This is a genomic window from Pseudomonas sp. GW823-FHT04A03, from assembly GCF_058796615.1.
The window spans coordinates 71,953-90,603 of the sequence record NZ_JBXAIV010000013.1; the positions used below are offsets into that span (position 1 = coordinate 71,953).

Annotated in this window: 16 protein-coding genes; 3 read left to right on the forward strand and 13 right to left on the reverse strand. The window is 61.6% G+C overall.

Going from position 1 to position 18,651, the window contains the following annotated elements; translation table 11 throughout:
• Positions 1 to 76: 76 nt before the first annotated feature.
• From AC1Q9F_RS24955 to AC1Q9F_RS24985, 7 genes are all read right to left on the reverse strand, one after another.
• Positions 77 to 256, reverse strand: a complete 180-nt coding sequence (locus AC1Q9F_RS24955; protein ID WP_492621148.1) for a hypothetical protein — start codon at positions 254 to 256, stop codon at positions 77 to 79.
• Positions 253 to 1,383, reverse strand: a complete 1,131-nt coding sequence (locus AC1Q9F_RS24960) for a PepSY-associated TM helix domain-containing protein (RefSeq protein WP_492621149.1) — start codon at positions 1,381 to 1,383, stop codon at positions 253 to 255. Before AC1Q9F_RS24960 ends, AC1Q9F_RS24955 begins: the two co-directional genes overlap by 4 nt.
• A 74-nt stretch (positions 1,384 to 1,457) precedes the next feature.
• On the reverse strand, positions 1,458 to 3,884 hold the full coding sequence (locus AC1Q9F_RS24965; protein ID WP_179693467.1) for a TonB-dependent siderophore receptor: 2,427 nt from the start codon (positions 3,882 to 3,884) through the stop codon (positions 1,458 to 1,460).
• Between the two features lie 197 nt (positions 3,885 to 4,081).
• Complete coding sequence (locus AC1Q9F_RS24970) at positions 4,082 to 5,053, reverse strand: FecR family protein (protein ID WP_492621150.1); 972 nt, start codon at positions 5,051 to 5,053, stop codon at positions 4,082 to 4,084.
• A complete protein-coding gene (locus AC1Q9F_RS24975) occupies positions 5,050 to 5,568 on the reverse strand; it encodes an RNA polymerase sigma factor (protein ID WP_039768032.1) in 519 nt (172 codons plus the stop codon). Before AC1Q9F_RS24975 ends, AC1Q9F_RS24970 begins: the two co-directional genes overlap by 4 nt.
• Before the next feature lie 110 nt (positions 5,569 to 5,678).
• Positions 5,679 to 6,386, reverse strand: a complete 708-nt coding sequence (locus tag AC1Q9F_RS24980; protein WP_492621151.1) for a 3'-5' exonuclease — start codon at positions 6,384 to 6,386, stop codon at positions 5,679 to 5,681.
• Positions 6,383 to 8,323 carry a putative nucleotidyltransferase substrate binding domain-containing protein gene (locus tag AC1Q9F_RS24985; protein WP_492621152.1) on the reverse strand — a complete coding sequence of 647 codons (1,941 nt, stop codon included), beginning with the start codon at positions 8,321 to 8,323 and terminating at the stop codon, positions 6,383 to 6,385. Before AC1Q9F_RS24985 ends, AC1Q9F_RS24980 begins: the two co-directional genes overlap by 4 nt.
• Positions 8,324 to 8,576: 253 nt before the next feature.
• Between AC1Q9F_RS24985 and AC1Q9F_RS24990 the strand changes: the two genes are divergently transcribed.
• Positions 8,577 to 9,023 carry a response regulator gene (locus AC1Q9F_RS24990; RefSeq protein ID WP_492621153.1) on the forward strand — a complete coding sequence of 149 codons (447 nt, stop codon included), beginning with the start codon at positions 8,577 to 8,579 and terminating at the stop codon, positions 9,021 to 9,023.
• Between the two features lie 131 nt (positions 9,024 to 9,154).
• A complete protein-coding gene (locus tag AC1Q9F_RS24995) occupies positions 9,155 to 9,562 on the forward strand; it encodes a hypothetical protein (protein ID WP_492621154.1) in 408 nt (135 codons plus the stop codon).
• 68 nt (positions 9,563 to 9,630) lie between these two features.
• Here AC1Q9F_RS24995 and AC1Q9F_RS25000 read toward each other — a convergent pair whose 3' ends face one another.
• On the reverse strand, positions 9,631 to 11,808 hold the full coding sequence (locus tag AC1Q9F_RS25000; RefSeq protein WP_492621155.1) for a malate synthase G: 2,178 nt from the start codon (positions 11,806 to 11,808) through the stop codon (positions 9,631 to 9,633).
• A gap of 454 nt (positions 11,809 to 12,262) precedes the next feature.
• Here AC1Q9F_RS25000 and AC1Q9F_RS25005 point away from each other — a divergent pair, with 454 nt between their 5' ends.
• Complete coding sequence (locus AC1Q9F_RS25005; protein WP_011336250.1) at positions 12,263 to 12,781, forward strand: glycine cleavage system transcriptional repressor; 519 nt, start codon at positions 12,263 to 12,265, stop codon at positions 12,779 to 12,781.
• Positions 12,782 to 13,004: 223 nt separating this feature from the next.
• On the opposite strand, the gene rarD is transcribed toward AC1Q9F_RS25005, so the two are convergent.
• The 5 genes from rarD to AC1Q9F_RS25030 form a co-directional block, all read right to left on the reverse strand.
• Positions 13,005 to 13,892 (reverse strand): EamA family transporter RarD, encoded by an 888-nt coding sequence (gene rarD, locus AC1Q9F_RS25010; protein ID WP_007959831.1) that lies wholly within the window; start codon positions 13,890 to 13,892, stop codon positions 13,005 to 13,007.
• A gap of 66 nt (positions 13,893 to 13,958) precedes the next feature.
• Positions 13,959 to 14,933: a serine/threonine protein kinase gene (locus AC1Q9F_RS25015; RefSeq protein ID WP_492621156.1), complete on the reverse strand. Its 975-nt coding sequence runs from the start codon at positions 14,931 to 14,933 to the stop codon at positions 13,959 to 13,961.
• 116 nt (positions 14,934 to 15,049) lie between these two features.
• Entirely contained in the window at positions 15,050 to 16,951 is a 1,902-nt protein-coding gene (locus tag AC1Q9F_RS25020; protein ID WP_492621157.1) for a PhoX family protein, read from the reverse strand.
• Between the two features lie 69 nt (positions 16,952 to 17,020).
• On the reverse strand, positions 17,021 to 17,785 hold the full coding sequence (locus AC1Q9F_RS25025) for a TOBE domain-containing protein (protein WP_115079425.1): 765 nt from the start codon (positions 17,783 to 17,785) through the stop codon (positions 17,021 to 17,023).
• Positions 17,786 to 17,843: 58 nt separating this feature from the next.
• Positions 17,844 to 18,584 (reverse strand): ComFC family protein, encoded by a 741-nt coding sequence (locus AC1Q9F_RS25030; protein ID WP_492621158.1) that lies wholly within the window; start codon positions 18,582 to 18,584, stop codon positions 17,844 to 17,846.
• Positions 18,585 to 18,651 lie beyond the last annotated feature (67 nt).

Sequence of the window (18,651 nt, forward strand, 5' to 3'; positions counted from 1 at the left end):
TCAGTCACCTGGACTGTGAATGAACAGACGCTATCGTCGGAACGCCGCCCGGAGCAAGCTCGCTCCCACAGGTTTTTCAGCTTCGCCACAGCAGGCCGCGCAAGGCGAGTGCTGCCGGAATGCCCAGACCCACCCAGCTCAAACCATCCCAGATCCCGTCGCCCAGCAGCGCCGCGAACAGGCCCGCCGCACTCAGCAGCGCGATCACCAGCGGTGTGCTGAAGACTTTCCAGAAATTCGACTGACGCGGCTTCATGCAGAGGCCTCCGCCGGTTCCAGCACCGGTTTCGCGGCCTTGCGCCGTACCACCCACAAGTACACGCCGCCGGCGAGGACGATGATGGTCAGCACGTCCAGCGTGGCCCAGAGGATTTTCATCGGCATGCCGCCGTAGTCACCGAAGTGCAGCGGCTGCGACATGCCCATGGCGTCCATGTACCACGGTCGTTCTGCCACCGCTGTGACTTGCAGGGTGCTGGCGTCGATCAGCACCGGGGTCAGCAGGTGCGAGGTCAGGTGGGTGCCGCCCTTCATGAACACCGAGTAGTGGTGTTCGCTGGAGAAGCGGGTGCCGGGGAAGGCAATGAAGTCCGGTTTCATCCCCGGTGTGACGGTTGCGGCGATGTCCAGCACCCGGGTGGCCGGAGCCAGTTGCGTCAGCGGCGGCGCATCGCGATAGGGCGCGATCATGGCGTTGAGCGAATCGTTGCGCCAGGCCGCGATGATCAGGTCGGCACAGGCGCTGATCACTCCCGTAACGCCAACCACCAGCGCCCAGGTCAGGGTGACCACGCCGATCAGGTTATGCAGGTCGAGCCAGCGCAGGCGGGTGGATTTGTCCTGGCGCACGGTGCCGAACTTCAAGCGGCGCATGAACGGCAGGTACAACACCGTGCCGGACACGATAGCGACCACGAACAGCAAACCCATGAACGCCAGCAGCAACTTGCCCGGCAGGTCGGCGAACATGTCGACGTGCAGACGCAGGATGAACAGCATCAGGCCGCCGTTGGCCGAAGGCATCTCCAGCGCTTCGCCGGTGCGCGCATCGAGCATGAAGGTGTGCGAGGAATTGGGCTCGGTGCCGGCGGTCTTGGCCATGATCGTCAGCACGGCATTCGGCTCGTCGTCTTCGAAGCCAAAATACTGCACGACTTCGCCGGGCCGATGCTTCTCCGCCGCCTCGACCAGTTGCGCCAGGTTCAGATGCGGCGTGTCCGCCGGCATCACCCGCAACTCGGGCGCATCGCCCAGCAGGTGGTCGATCTCGTGATGGAAAATCAGCGGCAGGCCGGTCAGGGCCAGCAACAGCAAAAACACGGTGCAGATCAGGCTGGTCCAGGTGTGAACGAAGGACCAGCGGCGAATTGTTTTACTTTTCATTTCATGACCTTCAAAAACACCAAAGCCGTCCACGAGGGACGGCCTGGTTGCAGGGCCTGTTTCAGCTCAGGCGCTTACCACTTGTAGGTGGCGCTGGCGACGACACTGCGCTGGTCGCCGTAGTAGCAATAGAAGCTGTCGCAGGTGGAAATGTAGTCCTTGTCCAGCAGGTTGGTGGCATTGAGTGCCAACGACGCGCCTTTGAGGCTGTTGTCCAGACGGCCGAGGTCGTAATGCACGGCGGCGTCGAACACGGTGTAGGCGTCCGCCTTGCCCAGCCAGGTGTTGGCTTTGTCGCCGTAAGTGTTGCCGGTGTAGCGCGCGCCGGCGCCGATGCCGAAACCGTCGAGCACACCACTGTGCCAGGTGTAATCGGCCCACAGCGACGCTTGCTGGTTCGGCATCAGTTGCAGGCGGTTGCCCTTGTCGACACCTTTCTGCACTTCGGACTTGGCCAGGGTGTACGCGGCGATGACCTTCAGGTTGTCGGTGACGTCGGAGACGGCTTCCAGCTCCAGGCCTTTGACCTTCACTTCGCCGGTCTGGCTGGTGATCGATACGCCATTGACGAACGAGCTGACCGAGACGTTTTTCTGGGTCAGGTCATACACCGCGGCCGTCAGCAGAGTCTTGCTGCCCGGTGGCTGGTACTTGATGCCCAGTTCCCACTGCTTGCCTTCGGTCGGCTTGAGCGACTCGGTCGAAGAGACATCGGCGCCGCTGGTCGGCTGGAACGATTCGGCGTACGACAGGTACGGCACGAAACCGGAGTCGAACACGTAGCTGATCGCCGCGTTACCGCTGAAGGCCTTGTCGCGCTCGGTGTTGGTGGCATCGCCCTTGTTGATGAATTGCGTGCTGGTGTGCACCCAGTCTTCACGGCCACCGAGGGTCAGGCGCCATTGGTCGAGGGCCATCTGATCCTGCACGTACAGACCGGTCTGGTAGGTCTTCTGGTTGTAGTCGTAGAACGCAGTGGAGCGCGCTGGACGCACGATCGGCTGGCCGTAGATCGGGTTGACCACGTTGGTGGTCAGCCCGTCACCGAAAATCGAGGTGTAGTTGGTGTTGCTGCGCTGGTGGTCCAGCCCCAGCAACAGGGTGTGGCGGATGTCGCCGGTGCTGAAGTCGGCCTGGAAGTTGTTGTCCACGGCGAACTGGCTGATGTCTTCATCAACGATCGTGGAAGAGCGACCGACATTGCCTTGGTTATCCACCTGGGTGAACGGGTAGGAACCCGGGGTCAGTGCCTGGAACGACAGATCCGACTTGGTGTAGCGCAGGTTTTGCTTGAATTGCCAGGTATCGTTCAGGCGATGTTCGAAGGCATAGCCCAGCGCGTAATAGGTGCGGTCGTAGTATTCCCAGTCCGGATCGCCGAGGTTCTTGTGGTGGGAAACCTTGCCGAACGGCATGTCGATCTTGGTGCCCTGCACCGGCAGGAACTGGCTGGTGATGCCGGTATCGTCGCGGGTGAACTGGGTCAGCAGGGTGAACTTGGTGTCGTCGTCGATGTTCCAGGTCAGGCTTGGCGCGATGTTGTAGCGCTTGTTGTCAACGTGGTCGACCTGGGTGCCGCTGTCACGCACCACACCGCTGAGGCCGTAGAGAAACTGGCCGGCGTCGTCGATCTTGCCGGTGCTGGCGAAGTTGATCTGACGGTGGTTGTCGCTGCCGTATTGCAGCTGGATTTCGCTACTCTGCACATCGCTCGGGCGACGGCTGACCATGTCCAGCAGGCCGCCCGGCGGGGTCTGGCCGTAGACGGACGAAGCCGGGCCGCGCAGCAGGGCGAGGCGGTCGAGGTTCCAGGTTTCCTGTTTCGGGTTGGCGTACACGCCTTTTGGCAGGGGCAGGCCGTCGAGGAACTGGGTCGGTTCGAAGCCGCGCACGCGCAGCCAGTCGGCGCGGGTGTCGCTGCCATAGCTGCTGGCGGTGATGCCCGGCATGTAGCGCACGGCGTCATCGAGGCTGTGCACGCCTCGGTCTTCCATTTGCTGGCGAGTGGCGACCGAAATCGAACGCGGCGCTTCGACCAGCGCGGTGTCGGTCTTGGTGCCGGCGGCGGTACGGGTGGCGGTGTAGCCTTCGACCGGGCCCCAGGCGCTTTCATAGTTTTCCACGCCGATCACCGAGGTTTCCGGCAGGGCCATAACGCCCTCCGGCACGGCGACCAGGGTGTAGGTGCCGGCGCTGCTCTGTTCCAGTTGCAGACCCGTGCCACGCAGGGCCGCGCGCAGGGCGCCGGCCGCGTCATATTGGCCGTTGACCGGCGCCGAGGTCTTGCCCGCCGCCAGCGACGGGTTCAGCGACAGCGTGAGGCCGCCCTGGCTGGCGATCTGGTTCAGGGTGGTCGACAACGGAGCCGCCGGCAGGTTGTAGGCGCGTACGCTCGACGCCTGTTCAGCGGCGATCAGTTGGCTGCTGGCCAGCGGGGTGCAGAGGGCAATGGCGACCGCCAGCAAACTGGGGCGCAACAAGGTGTCTAGCGAACGGGACATACGGCGGCTCCTGAATGGAAATATTTCTCAATTGCCTGTGTGCCGGACGAGATTCGAAAAGTGATAGGGCTGGATGAAAATAATTTCGATTAACGAACGACATTGCTGCGCAAGTCAGCAGAAAGTCCGTTTTCATGGGGTTTGAAGGTTCTGTCGCGAACTGCTCGCGATCGCTATTACTCAGGCAACGCTGAACGTCAGGGCTTCGGATCCGCCTTGGCCACGGTCACCCACCATGGCGTGTGCTGCTCGATCTGCACCGGCAGGGTCGGCAGCAGGGCGTTCAGCGCCTTGTCGGTGTCGTGCAGCGGGAAGCTGCCGGTGATGCGCAAGTCGGCGACTTCCGGCGCAATGCCCAGATGGCCGCGACGATAGCGACCGAGTTCATGCACCAGGTCTTCCAGGCGTGCGTTGTCCATCACCAGCATGCCGCGGGTCCAGGCATCGGCGCCGGGGTTGAGCGCCACCACCGCATCCAGACCGTTATTGCGGATCAGCACCTGCTGGCCTTCGCGCAGAATCTGCTCTTGCGGATCGGATTGTGGATGTGCCGCGACCGCCGACTGCAACACGCTCAAGCGGGTGCCGGCGTCTTCGCGCTTGACCAAAAAACGCGTGCCCAGGGCGCGCATGCTGCCCTCGGCGGTTTCGACAATGAACGGCCGCGCATCGCCGTGACCGGTTTCGACGAGGATTTCGCCTTCCTGCAACACGATCAGCCGCCGCTTCTCATCAAAGCGGACATCCACCGCGCTATGGGTATTCAGATTGAGTACGGTGCCGTCGGCCAGGCGCACGGTGCGCTGTTCACCGGTGGCGGTGCGTTGATCGGCGAGCCAGTAATCCAGCGGCAGATAACGTTCGCCGGCAAACAACGCCAGACCGACCACTGCCACGACACTGGCCAGCCCGCTGCCCAGCTTGCGCACCCGACGGCGGATGCCTTCGCGCGATTGCAGCAATGCGGTGCGTGCCGGACCGTTGGCCACGCTGAAACGCTGGTCGAGCATGCCTAACTGACGCCAGGCGCGAGCGTGTTCTTCGTTGGCTGCGTGCCATTTGGCGAACTCTTCGCGCTCCAGCGGCGTGCTGGAATCGAGGGTCAATTGCCAGGCAATCGCCGCATCCAGCACATGGGCCGGAACCGGTCGGGAACTGGCCGGGCTCATGTCGGCTCACCGTACAACGCGATGTAGCACTGGCGGATGCCCTGGGCCAGGTACTGGCGCACGCGCGGGACCGACACGCCGAGTTTGTCGGCGATCTCGGCGTGGGTCAGCCCGTCGAGGCGGTTATAGAGGAAAGCGGCGCGAGCCTTGGTCGACAGCTTGCCGAGCATGCGGTCGATGGCCTTGAGGTCTTCGAGGATCAGTTGCTGTTCTTCGACCGAGGGTTGTTCGCCCTCGGGGATCAGCATCAGTTCGGTCAGATACGCCTGTTCCAGCGCCGCCCGGCGGAAGTAGTCGAACAACAAGCCTTTGGCGATCGCCACCAGAAACGCCCGGGGTTCGCGGGGCGTCAGCAGCTCGTCGCGGCCGAGCAGGCGGACGAAGGTGTCCTGGCTCAGGTCCTCAGCACGTTGCGGGCAAGCCACGTTGCGGCGCAGCCAGGCCAGCAGCCAGCCGCGGTGGTCGCGATACAACGCACCGACGAGCTCACTGTGAGGGCTTTGGGCTGAAGACACGACGACACCGACTGGGAAGTGTTAACTAACGAGAATTGTTCGCGATTGTGGCAGAGGTGGGAATGGTTAGCAATTGGCCACCGGTCGGGTTGTCGGGCGACAACCCGGATTCAGAACGAATGCGTCTGCTGGCGGCGTTTCCACTGACTCAGGCGTTGCTGCAGATTCAGCGGGCTGTGGATCTGCTGCTGGCGTGCCCGACTGAACAGAATCAGCGCCAGTTCCGCCGTGGCCAGAGCATCGGCGCTCGCATGGTGGCGTTCGAACACTTCGAGCTTGAACCAGTCGATCCACTCGTCCAGCCCCGCCTCGCGAATCTGCGCCTGCGGGCAAACCAGCGGGGCGATCTGCGCCACATCGAGAAACACCGTCTGCAACTTGTGCCCCAAGTGTTCCTTCAATGCACGGCCGAGCATGTGCTGGTCAAAGGAGGCGTGAAACGCCAGCACCGGACTGTCGCCGATAAACTCCAGCAGTTCGACCAAGGCTTCGGTGGGTTCGCTGCCGGCGGCAATCGCGCTCGGTGCCAGACCGTGAATCAACACGCTCGGGCCGAGTTTCAGCTCGCGGCATTGCAAGGTGCGTTCGAACTGCTGACTGAAATCGATCGCACCGTCCTCGATCACCACCGCGCCAATCGACAGCACCCGATCCTTGTTCAGGTTCAGCCCGGTGGTTTCCAGATCCAGCACCACCCAACGCTGCTCGCGCAAACTGCACTCACGCAGTTCGCCACTGGCCGGCAGTTTCGCCATGCGCTGTTGCAGGTCGTCCGGCACAACGGGGCTGGCCGGACGCAGCCACGAAAACAGGCTCATAGCTGATACCGCAAGGTCAGGCTGCTTTGCAGGCGCTGAGCCTGGCGCAGGGATTCACGCAGGATGCGCCGGTCCAGATGATTGAGGCTGTCGGGATCGACCCGGTTCGAGTACGGCAGGTTTTCCCGGGTCTGCAGTTGATGCTGTTGCATGCGCGTTTGCTGGATGAAGTGATAAGCCTCTTCGTACGCGGCACCATCCAGTCGGTCGATGACTTCTTTATCCACCAGCTGGCGGAAGCGTTCTAGGGTGTTGTTGGCGTCGATTCCATGGGCCAGCGCCAGCAGGCGGGCACCGTCGACAAACGGGGTCAGGCCCTGGATTTTCAGGTCCAGCGTGGCTTTCTCGCCGTTCTTTTTCGTCAGCACGAACTCACGGAAACGTCCTACTGGTGGACGGTTGCGCAAGGCGTTCTCGGCCATCATGCGCTGGAACAGTCGGTTATCAGCGACCTGATCGAGAATCCCCCGGCGCAACTGCTCGCAGCCTTGTTCATCACCCCAGACCACCCGCAGGTCGAAATAAATGCTTGAGCCCAGCAGGTTCTCCGGAGTCGCCTCGCGAATGAACGCGGCAAAACGTCGGGCCCATTCGGCGCGGGACAGGCACAGCTGCGGATTGCCGGCCATGACGTTGCCCTTGCACAGGGTGAAGCCGCATTGCGCCAGGCTGTTGTTGATCTGCTGGGCGATGGGCAGCAGCTTGCCGCGAATCTCCGCCGCATGGGCCGCATCCCGCGCGTCGAACAGAATGCCGTTGTCCTGATCGGTGTGCAGCGTCTGCTCGCGCCGGCCTTCGCTGCCGAAGCACAGCCAGCTGAACGGCACGCCGGGGTCGCCTTTCTCGGCGAGGGTTAGTTCGATTACCCGGCACACGGTGTGATCGTTGAGCAGGGTGATGATATGGGTGATCTGGGTCGACGATGCGCCGTGAGCGAGCATGCGCTCCACCAGTTGGCCGATTTCGCCGCGCAGGGTCACCAGTTGTTCAACCCGCTGGGCGCTGCGAATGGTCCGCGCCAGGTGCACCAGATCGACCCGTTGCAGCGAGAACAGATCCCGCTCGGAAACCACGCCGCACAGGCGTCGATCCTTCACCAGACACACGTGGGCGATGTGCCGTTCGGTCATCGCAATCGCCGCGTCGAAGGCGCTGTGATCCGGCGACAGATAGAACGGCGCGTGCGTCATGTGGCGTTCGATCGGCTCGCTGAAATCGCCCACCCCTTCCGCCACTACATGCCGCAGGTCGCGCAGGGTGAAAATCCCCAGCGGCGCCTTGTGTTCGTCCACCGCGACGATGCTGCCGACCTGTTGTTCGTGCATCAGCTTCACCGCTTCGCGCAGTGGAGTGGAAGGGCTGCAGGTCACCGGATGGCGCATGGCCAATTCGCCGAGACGGGTGTTCAGCGAGTATTGGGTGCCGAGGGTTTCCACGGCTTTCTGCTGGACTTGCTGATTGACCTGATCGAGCAGGCTGCTGACCCCGCGCAGGGCGAAATCGCGGAAGGTGTTGGAGAGGGCGAACAGCTTGATGAATGCCAGTTTGTTCAGTTGCAGGCAGAAGGTGTCTTCACCGGCCAGATGCTCGGTGCGGGTCGCCCGTTCGCCGAGCAGCGCGGCGAGGGGAAAACACTCGCCGGTGGTGATTTCAAACGTGGTTTCGGTGCCGCCCTTGGCCGTGTGCGGACGCTCGCCGACCACCCGGCCCTGCTTGACGATGTAGAAGTGTTCGACCGGCCCGTCAGCGGGTTTGATGATGCTTTCGCCCTGACCGTAGAAGCGCAGCTGGCATTGCTCCACCAGATAGGCCAGGTGGGCGTGTTCCATTTGATTGAAAGGGGGGAAGCGCTGGAGGAATTGCAAAGTGCCCTGAATGTTCTGCAACACCGCGGTTTTCCCTGCCTGGGTGAAGGCGTCCGCTTTACTCATAACCATTACCGCAGTCTTTTTCGAATTGTTGTTGTCGGATCGTTGCAGCCATGGTCGACCCCATCGCGCGGGGTGCCCATTGGACGTAAGTCTAGGTTGGGCATGCCGTTGGGGAGTTTTCGGATATGCCCTACAAAATCAGTCGGAAATTCTTCGGTTCGCCCCTTGGAAAAAAATCCGACGAAGTGCACATTGAAGCTCTGCCCAGCGATGTCTGACCACTGTGCCAGGGGACTGAATTGAAAACGTAGAGAACGCCATGTCCGACCACGATATTTTGAGCGACGCCGAGCGGGAAGCGCTCAGCGCCGTCATGCTGGAACCCGACCTGCCGCCGCAGCGGGTACTGATCGTCGACGACGACAAGGATGCCCGCGAGTTGTTGTCGGAGATCCTGGCACTGCATGGCATTCGCTGCCTGACCGCGGCCAGCGGTGAGTCAGCCCTGAAGATGCTTGAAGAAAAACCTTCCATTGGCCTTGTGATCACCGATCTGCGGATGGGCAATGTCGGCGGGCTGGACCTGATTCGTCAGGTGCGTGAGTCGGTGCGGGCGGCGATGCCGATCATCATTGTCTCGGGCGATGCGGACGTGAAGGACGCGATTGCGGCGATGCATCTGAGCGTGGTGGACTTTTTGCTCAAGCCGATTGATACCGCCAAATTGCTTGGATTGGTCAGGCATGAGTTAGGGATTGAACCGTAATGTCCGTTTGTCTGCTTTTAGTCTGAACTGTCAGATCTGACAGTAGATCAAGCCATGTAGGGAGCTGCTTACTGTTGCGGGAGCACTGATATCAGATCAGACGCTCATCGCCGATGAAACAGGAGTTCACCATGGCTGATAAAAATGAAGAAGCAGAATGGCAGGCTGACGTTACGTATATAAGGAATGGCGTTAAGCATTCATTCAACACCCATACCTTCTCAGGGCGTTTCCACCTCTTGATTATCCACGGCGGAGGGGATCGCGAAGAATCTTTGACGTTAGGGTTTAAATCAGAGCAATTGGAACCAAAACAGTACGATGATATTGATTTGGCTACCCTCGAAAGGGTTGTGCTTAACCCGACACTTTTTGAATCTTTTGGGGAAAAACCATCCGGTAAAATCAGCTACACGATTGAGCAAGTTGATGGCAGCAATGTCACATTCATTGGAAAAATTACCAACGCTAAGATCAGCAAAGGTAATGAAACGATCGAGTTCTCAATGGAGTGTGAATCCAACCTTCCTCCTAAGTAGTCTGTTTAGCGAAAAAAAAAGCCCTGATCAAAAGATCAGGGCTTTTTCATGTCCGGCGTCAGCGCAGGTTACAGGCCGTTGGCAGCCTTGAACTCGCGACGACGACGGTGCAGGACCGGCTCGGTGTAGCCGTTCGGCTGTTTGGTGCCCTCGATCACCAGTTCGACCGCCGCCTGGAAGGCGATGTTGCTGTCGAAGTTCGGGGCCAGCGGACGGTACAGCGGGTCGTTGGCGTTCTGACGGTCAACCACCGGTGCCATGCGCTTGAGGCTTTCCATCACTTGCGCTTCGGTCACCACGCCGTGGCGCAGCCAGTTGGCGATGTGCTGGCTGGAGATACGCAGCGTCGCACGGTCTTCCATCAGGCCGACGTCGTTGATGTCCGGCACTTTCGAGCAACCCACGCCCTGGTCGATCCAGCGCACCACGTAACCGAGAATGCCCTGGGCGTTGTTGTCCAGTTCGTTCTTGATCTGCTCCGGGGTCCAGTCCGGGTTGACCGCCAGCGGGATGGTCAGGATGTCATCGACCGAAGCGCGGGCACGTTTGGCCAGCTCCGCCTGACGAGCGAACACGTCGACCTTGTGGTAGTGCAGCGCGTGCAGCGCAGCGGCGGTCGGCGACGGAACCCAGGCAGTGTTGGCGCCGGCCAGCGGGTGAGCGATTTTCTGTTCGAGCATCGCTGCCATCAGGTCGGGCATCGCCCACATGCCTTTACCGATTTGCGCACGACCTTGCAGGCCGGTGCTCAGACCGATATCGACGTTCCAGTTCTCGTAGGCGCCGATCCACTTCTCGGCCTTCATGTCAGCCTTGCGCACCATCGGGCCGGCTTCCATGGAGGTGTGGATTTCGTCGCCGGTGCGGTCGAGGAAACCGGTGTTGATGAACACTACGCGCTCGCTGGCCGCCTGGATGCAGGCCTTGAGGTTGACCGTGGTACGGCGCTCCTCGTCCATGATCCCGACTTTCAGGGTGTTGCGCTTGAGGCCCAACACGTCTTCGATGCGACCGAACAGCTCGTTGGTGAACGCCGCCTCTTCCGGGCCGTGCATCTTCGGTTTGACGATGTAGACGGAACCGGTGCGGGTGTTCTTGCGCGAAGTGTTGCCGCTCAGGTTGTGCATCGCCGCGAGGCAAGTCACCAGGCCGTCGAGGATGCCTTCCGGCACTTCGTTGCCGTGTTTGTCGAGGATCGCGTCGATGGTCATCAGGTGACCGACGTTACGCACGAACAACAGCGAGCGGCCGTGCAGGGTCAGTTCGCTGCCGTCGACCTTGGTGTAGGTGCGATCCGGGTTCATGGTGCGGGTGAAGGTCTGGCCGCCCTTGGACACGGATTCCGCCAGGTCGCCCTTCATCAGGCCGAGCCAGTTGCGGTAGATCACCACTTTGTCGTCGGCATCGACGGCAGCCACGGAGTCTTCGCAGTCCATGATGGTGGTCAGCGCCGCTTCCATCAGGATGTCTTTGACGCCGGCGGCATCGGTCTGGCCAACCGGGGTGCTGGCATCGATCTGGATTTCGAAATGCAGGCCGTTGTTCTTCAGCAGGATTGCGATCGGAGCCGACGCATCGCCCTGGAAGCCGATCAACTGTGCTTCGTTGCGCAGGCCGCTGGTGCTGCCGCCCTTGAGGGTGACGACCAGTTTGCCGTCAGCGATCTTGTAGCCGGTGGAATCAACGTGGGAGCCGGTCGCCAGTGGCGCGGCTTCGTCGAGGAACGCACGGGCGAAGGCGATGACTTTGTCGCCACGCACCTTGTTGTAGCCTTTGCCTTTTTCCGCGCCGCCGGCTTCGCTGATGGCGTCGGTGCCATACAGGGCGTCGTACAGCGAACCCCAGCGGGCGTTCGAGGCGTTGAGGGCGAAGCGGGCGTTCATCACCGGAACCACGAGTTGCGGGCCGGCGGTACGGGCGATTTCGTCATCGACGTTTTGCGTCGTTGCCTGGAAATCAGCCGCTTCTGGCAGCAGATAACCGATCTCTTGCAGGAAGGCTTTGTAGGCCACGGCGTCGTGCGGCTGACCGGCACGAGCCTGGTGCCAGCCATCGATACGAGCCTGGAAGTCATCGCGTTTGGCGAGTAGGGCTTTGTTCTTCGGCGCCAGGTCGTGAATGACCTTGTCGGCACCTTCCCAGAATTTGTCGGCGGTGAGGCCGGTACCGGGAATGGCTTCGTTGTTCACGAAGTCGAACAGGACTTTGGCGACCTGCAGGCCACCGACTTGAACGTGTTCAGTCATTGCTTGCCTCACTCTGCTCAGCTATTTCGCTTTTCAGCTCTTCAATTTAACAATGAAGCCTCTGGCCATTTAAACCACAAACCCCTCGACCAGTACATGCCATCGCTGGCGGCTGGGCTGGGACCAATCAACGGCTTGGGGGCCTTGCTGACGGGGCTTTCAGGGTTGCGAACGTGCCTTGGGCAGACATCGATCCAGCGTTATGTAGTGCGCGCTGCGGCATACTACATGATGAGTTGCGGTTGTGAAAATCAGACTAATTACGTCGTTCTGCGACCCCATGACGCATTGCGGTCACGGCGCGGAACGGGATGTTCTCAAAAAACCAATGGATTGTTCCAGCTAAATATAAAAAGTTGTACACGATTTGTGATTTCGAGCGTCTGAGGCGTCTGTCGAACGCTTGCCTATACTTGCTTTTCTATAACAAAAGTCATGACAAGAGGGCTGCGCCATGGATCACCTCGTACTCACCGTCTTCGCCCCGGACAAGCCCGGGCAGGTCGAGCGCATCGCCCAATGCATCGCTGAACACGGCGGTAACTGGCTGGAAAGCCGCATGTCACGGATGGCCGGACAGTTCGCCGGGATCCTGAGGGTCGGCGTACCGGCGGAGGCTTACGACGAATTAGTCGATGCCCTACAAGCACTGTCGGCGCAGGGCATTCGCGTGCTGGTGGCCGAAAGCGGTATCGAGCAGGCCTGCACCTGGAAGCCGATCGCCATGGAGCTGGTGGGTAATGACCGACCGGGCATCGTGCGCGATATCACCCGGCTGCTGAGCGAGCAGGGCGTGAACCTGGAGCGGCTGGTAACCGAAGTGCGCCCGGCGCCGATGAGCAGCGAACCGCTGTTCCACGCCGAGGCGATTCTCGCGGTGCCGCTGACCCTGTCGCTGGATGTGCTGCAATCGCGCCTGGAAACCCTGGCTGATGACTTGATGGTGGAATTGGTGCTGCGCACCGACCTGTGAAGACGGATCGGGTTATCCAGTTTAAACGTGCACCTGCCTGTGGATAACCTGTAGAGATTGACCGCCAGGCCACGTCCGCCGTGCCTTGGCGAAGATTGATCAAAAAACCGCCAGCATTCAGTGACTTGCGCACAAACGGCGGGGATCACGCTGTGGATAACCTTGGGAAGGAACGATACAGGCCACGAGAACCGTGGCCTGTGGAGGTTTGTGCGTTTTTTGATCAGCTACGCCGACGCAAGCTCAGCCACGCATCGACGCTATACACCGCCAGACCGGCCCAGATAAACATGAAGGCGATCAGCGTGCTGGACGACAAGTGCTCGCCGAACAACAGCACGGCTTGCAGCAGCACCAAAGTCGGCGCCAGGTATTGCAGGAAACCGAGGGTGGTGTAGGGCAGATGCCGCGCCGCCGCGTTGAAGCACACCAGCGGCACCAGCGTCACCGGACCGGCCGCCACCAGCCACCAGGCTTCCGAAGTGGTCCAGAACTCGGCCTGGGCGCTGGTCGCGGTCGGATTGAACAGCAGCCACGCGAGAGCGATCGGCACCAGCATCCAGGTTTCCACCACCAGCCCCGGCAGCGCCTTGACCGGTGCCTGCTTGCGGATCAGCCCGTAGAAACCGAAGGTCAGCGCCAGCACCAGCGACACCCACGGCAGGCTGCCGACCTGCCACACCTGCTGTGCAACGCCGACCGCTGCCAGACCGACCGCCAGCCACTGCATGCGCCGCAGGCGTTCGCCGAGGATCAGCATGCCGAGCAGTACGTTGACCAGTGGGTTGATGTAGTAACCGAGGCTCGCTTCCAGCATCCGGCCGTTGTTCACCGACCAGACGTAGGTCAGCCAGTTGGCCGCGATCAAGGTGCCGCTGAGCGCAAGAATCGCCAGGCGTTTCGGGTTGTCGCGCAGCTCTTGCCACCAGCCGGGATGCTTCCACACCATCAACAGCAACGCGCCGAACAGCGCCGACCACAGCACCCGGTGGATGATGATTTCCACCGCCGGCACTTCGGCGATGGCTTTGAAGTAGAGCGGGAACAGTCCCCAGATGATGTAGGCGCTAAGGCCCAGAATGTACCCGCGACGCGGGTTGGCGGCTTGCATGCAGAATCCTTGCTTAGGCAGCTAACAAAGCAGCGATTGTACGGGCAGTTGTATAGACGTGTCGTGTCAGAAAAGCTTCAACGGCTCTTCGTTCAGCGCCGACAGTTGCTCACGCAACGCCAGTACCTGATCGCCCCAATACCGCTCGCTGCCGAACCAAGGAAAGCTGCGGGGAAACGCCGGGTCGTCCCAGCGTCGTGCCAACCACGCGCTGTAATGCATCAGGCGCAGGGCGCGCAACGGTTCGATCAGCGCCAGTTCGCGCGGGTCGAAGTCGTGGAATTCGTTGTAGCCGTCCATCAATTCCGACAACTGTCCCAGACAATCCTGACGGTCGCCGGCGAGCATCATCCAGATGTCCTGCACCGCCGGGCCCATGCGGCAGTCGTCGAGGTCGACGATGTGGAACATCTCGTCGCGGCACATCATGTTGCCGGGGTGGCAGTCGCCATGCATGCGGATGTTCTGGTGCGGCGTGTTGGCGTAGACGTCTTCGACACGCTTGAGCAGATCGCGGGCGACCGATTCGTAGGCCGGCAGCAGGCTCTTGGGAATGAAGTTGCCTTCCAGCAGGGTGGTCAGCGAGTCATGGCCGAAGTTCTTCACCACCAGCGCCTCGCGGTGCTCGAACGGTTTGGTCCCGCCGACCGCGTGCATGCGCCCGAGCAACTGGCCGAGGCGATACAACTGGTCGAGATTGCCCGGTTCCGGCGCCCGGCCACCGCGACGGGGAAACAGGGTGAAACGAAAACCGGCGTGTTCGTGCAGGGTTTCGCCGTTGTGGATCAGCGGCGCCACCACCGGGATCTCGACGTCGGCCAGTTCGAAGGTGAACTGGTGCTCCTCCAGAATCGCTTCGTTGGTCCAGCGCTGCGGGCGATAGAACTTGGCGATCAGCGGTTCCGAGTCTTCGATGCCGACCTGATAGACGCGGTTTTCATAACTGTTGAGCGCCAGGATGCGCGCGTCGCTCAGGAAACCGATGCTTTCAACGGCATCGAGCACGAGGTCTGGGGTGAGGGTTTCAAACGGGTGGGCCATGCTGACTCCTGCGCGCAGCAGGCTGCCGCGTCCGGCTCAGCATGGTAGCGCAGACGGACTGTCTTGAGTGGGATCGTTCCCGCGCAGCGCACGGGAACGATCAGAGCGTCGCCCGATCAGGCGCCGACGATCCCGCCATCCTCACGGGTAATCGCCATCACCGATGACCGTGGCTTGCCGTTCGGCAGGTGCTCGGGGAAGGTCGAACCGCCGTTCTCGCCCGGGTGCTGAATCCCGACGAACAGGGTTTTCTGATCCGGCGAGAAGCTGATCCCGGTGACCTCGCAACCGATCGGCCCGACCATGAACCGGCGAATCTCACCGGTCGCAGGATCGGCGCAGAGCATCTGGTTGTTGCCCATCCCGGCAAAATCACCAGCGTTGCTCGAATCGCCGTCGGTGAGAATCCACAACCGTCCGGCCTTGTCGAAACCGAGGCCGTCCGGGCTGTTGAACATGTTCTGCGGGGTGATATTCGACGAACCGCCTTTTGGTGTACCAGCATGGACGCCCGGGTTGCCGGCCACCACGAACAGATCCCAGGCGAAGGTCTTCGCTGCGTGATCGTCGCGGTCGGTACGCCAGCGCAGGATCTGGCCGTAGACGTTCTTCTCGCGCGGGTTCGGCCCGCCCACCGGTTGCCCGTCCTCGCCGCGCTTGGCGTTGTTGGTCAGGGTGCAATAGACCTGGCCGTCTTTCGGGCTGACCACGATCCATTCCGGACGGTCCATGCGCGTGGCGCCGACCACGCTGGCGGCGAGACGCGCGTGAATCAGCACTTCAGCCTGATCGGCAAAACCGCTGCTGGCGTCGATGCCGTTCTTGCCGTGAGTCAGTTCGATCCACTGGCCCTGGCCTTTCGGGTGATCAGGGTTGCTGTCACCGTTGTCGAACTTGGCCACGTACAGCGTGCCGTGATCGAGGATGTCGCGGTTGGCTTTGGCGTTGCGGTGATTGATCTTGTCGCGGCTGACGAATTTGTAGATGAACTCGCCGCGTTCGTCGTCGCCCATGTACACCACGGCGCGACCGTCGTCGGTCTCGGCCAGAGCGGCGTTTTCATGTTTGAAGCGGCCCAGCGCGGTGCGTTTGACCGGGGTCGATTGCGGGTCGAACGGATCGATCTCCACGACCCAGCCGTGACGGTTGAGCTCGTTCGGGTTCTTCGCCATGTCGAAGCGCGGATCGAATGGATGCCAGTTGATCTCACGGCTGGCGGCCGACACGCCGTAGCGCTTCTGCGCCGGGTCGAACTGTTGCTGGGCGTTGCTGCTGCCGAAGCAGTCGGTGAAGTTCTCTTCGCAGGTCAGATAAGTGCCCCATGGCGTCTTGCCGTTGGCGCAGTTCTGGAAGGTGCCGAGAACTTTCTTGCCGTGCTTGTCGGCGCTGGTTTTCATCAGCTCGTGGCCGGCGGCCGGGCCGCTGATACGCAGCGGCGAGTTGCCGTGGATGCGCCGGTTGTAGCGCGAGCCCTGAACGAACTGCCACTGGCCGTTCTTGCGCTGCACCTCAATCACCGACACGCCTTCGCAGGCCAGGGCCTTGCGCACGTCTTCGGCCGATTGCGGCATGCCGCCGTGCGGATAGAGGTAGCGGTAGTTGGTGTATTCGTTGTTGATCGCCATCAACGCACGGTTTTTCTCGCCGGGAAACTCGAACAGGCTCATGCCGTCGTTGTTGTCGCCGAACTGCACTTCCTGTGCAGCTGCGGTGCCATTGCCGCTCGGGTCGAAGGCCGGGCCATTCTTTTGCAGCGGCTGGCCCCAGCTGATCAGCACAGACGACTTGTAGCCTTTGGGCAGGCTGATGACGTCGGTGGTGGCTGCCGGAATGCTGTCGAAGCCGAGCAGGCGGCTGTTGCCGGCGCTGACACTGGCGGCCAGCACGCTGCGGCTCAGCAGGTTGCCGCCGAGGAACATCGCTGCGCCGCACAGCGCGCCGGCGCTGATGAAACCGCGACGGCTCAGGCCGACCATTTTTTCCAGGTCTGTGGATTGGTTTTCTTCTAATAGGCTCACATCAGGCTCCCTGCATGGTTTTGGCAGCCACCTTAATGCGGGTCGATGACGCTTTCGTTGCAGCGCTGTTTAGAGCGGCGTCCCCAGCAGCACATTGGACGGGGAAAACTGCACCTGCACCGGTTGCTCGACCGTCAGGCCACGGGTGCGCAAGTCCAGCGGTTCGGCCAGCGCACACAAGGTCTGGCCGTTGGGCAGGGCGATGCGCACTTCGCTCGGGCCGTCCTCGGCGTCGAGAATCGCCTCGATCCGACCGCTCAAGAGGTTGTGGCCGACGGCAGGCGTGGCCTCTGGTGCGAGCAATTCGAGCCAGCCAGCCTTGATCAGCGCCACCACTTCGGTGCCCGGTTGCAGCTCCAGGTGCACGGTGCTGTCGTGGGTGATCTGCGCATCGATCGACAGACCTTCGGCCAGTTCGAGGCGGATCAGGTCATTGCGGCCCTGACCTTCGATCAGCACGACTTTGCCGTGAAGCTGATTGCGCGCGCTGGTCCTTAGCATCAGCCGACCGAGCAGGTCCAGATCGCTGGCGTCCTCGGCCGCTTCCAGCACCTGGGCCTGCAAGGCTTGCAGCTTTTGATAGAGGCGCAGCACCCGCTCGCCTTCGCTTGACAGTTTGGCGCCACCGCCGCCCTTGCCGCCGACCGCTCGCTCGACCAGAGGCTTTTGCGCGAGGTTGTTCAGCTCATCGATGGCATCCCACGCCGCCTTGTAACTCAGGCCGGCGCTTTTTGCGGCGCGGGTGATCGAACCCTGTTCGGCGATGTGTTGCAGCAAGGCGATGCGCTGCGGACGGCGGACGATGTGCTGGGACAACAGAGAGGGCAGGGACATGGCGGACGCTTTGTGCTGAAGGGTTGAGGGAGGACGTTGGCGGCTTGAGGCGTATCCGTCAAGCCGCGTCGCCGGGTTTTGGCGTGCGGGCCAGGCAGTACACATCCACCCGCGCGGCGCCGGCGTCCATCAGCAAACGGGCCAGCGCCTGGGCGGTGGCGCCGGTGGTCAGCACGTCGTCGACCAAGGCCAGGTGTCGACCTCGCACTTGAGCATCGGGACTTAAGGCGAAGGCGTGACGCAGATTGCGTTTACGAGCCTTTGCGTTGAGGGCCTGCTGGGCGTCGGTATCCTGCACGCGCAACAGGCAGTGTTCCTCGTAAGGCAGGTCGAGTGACTTGCCCAGCCACTGCGCCAGCATCGCCGCTTGATTGAAGCCACGCTGACGCAAGCGTCTTGGTGCGAGCGGAACCGGCAGCAGGGCGTCCGGGCGAGGCAGATTTTCTTCGAAGCGATGTTGCAGGAACTCGCCGAGAACGTCGGCGAGCAAGTGGCCAAGCGGCCATTTGGCGTTGTGCTTGAAGCGGGTGATCAGAGTGTCCACCGGAAAACCATAAGCCCATGGCGCGGCCACCTGTTCAAAGGCCGGCGGATCCTGCAAGCAGCCCCCACAGGTCAGGCCGTCAGCGGGCAAGGGCAGGGCGCAGGTCAGGCATTGATCGCCCAGCCACGGCAGATCGGTTTCGCAGGCGGTGCAGATCGGGATTGGCGCATCTGCCGGCTCGTCGCACAACAAACAGTTCTGTTTGTTTTTTAACCAGATGTAAACCGTCCTTTCGTAGTGTGGTTGACAGCGCATGACTCTTCCTTAAATATGCCGAACATCCGTGTCGTGCCTGTGGGTATTCCGTTTCCCCAGGCGCCAG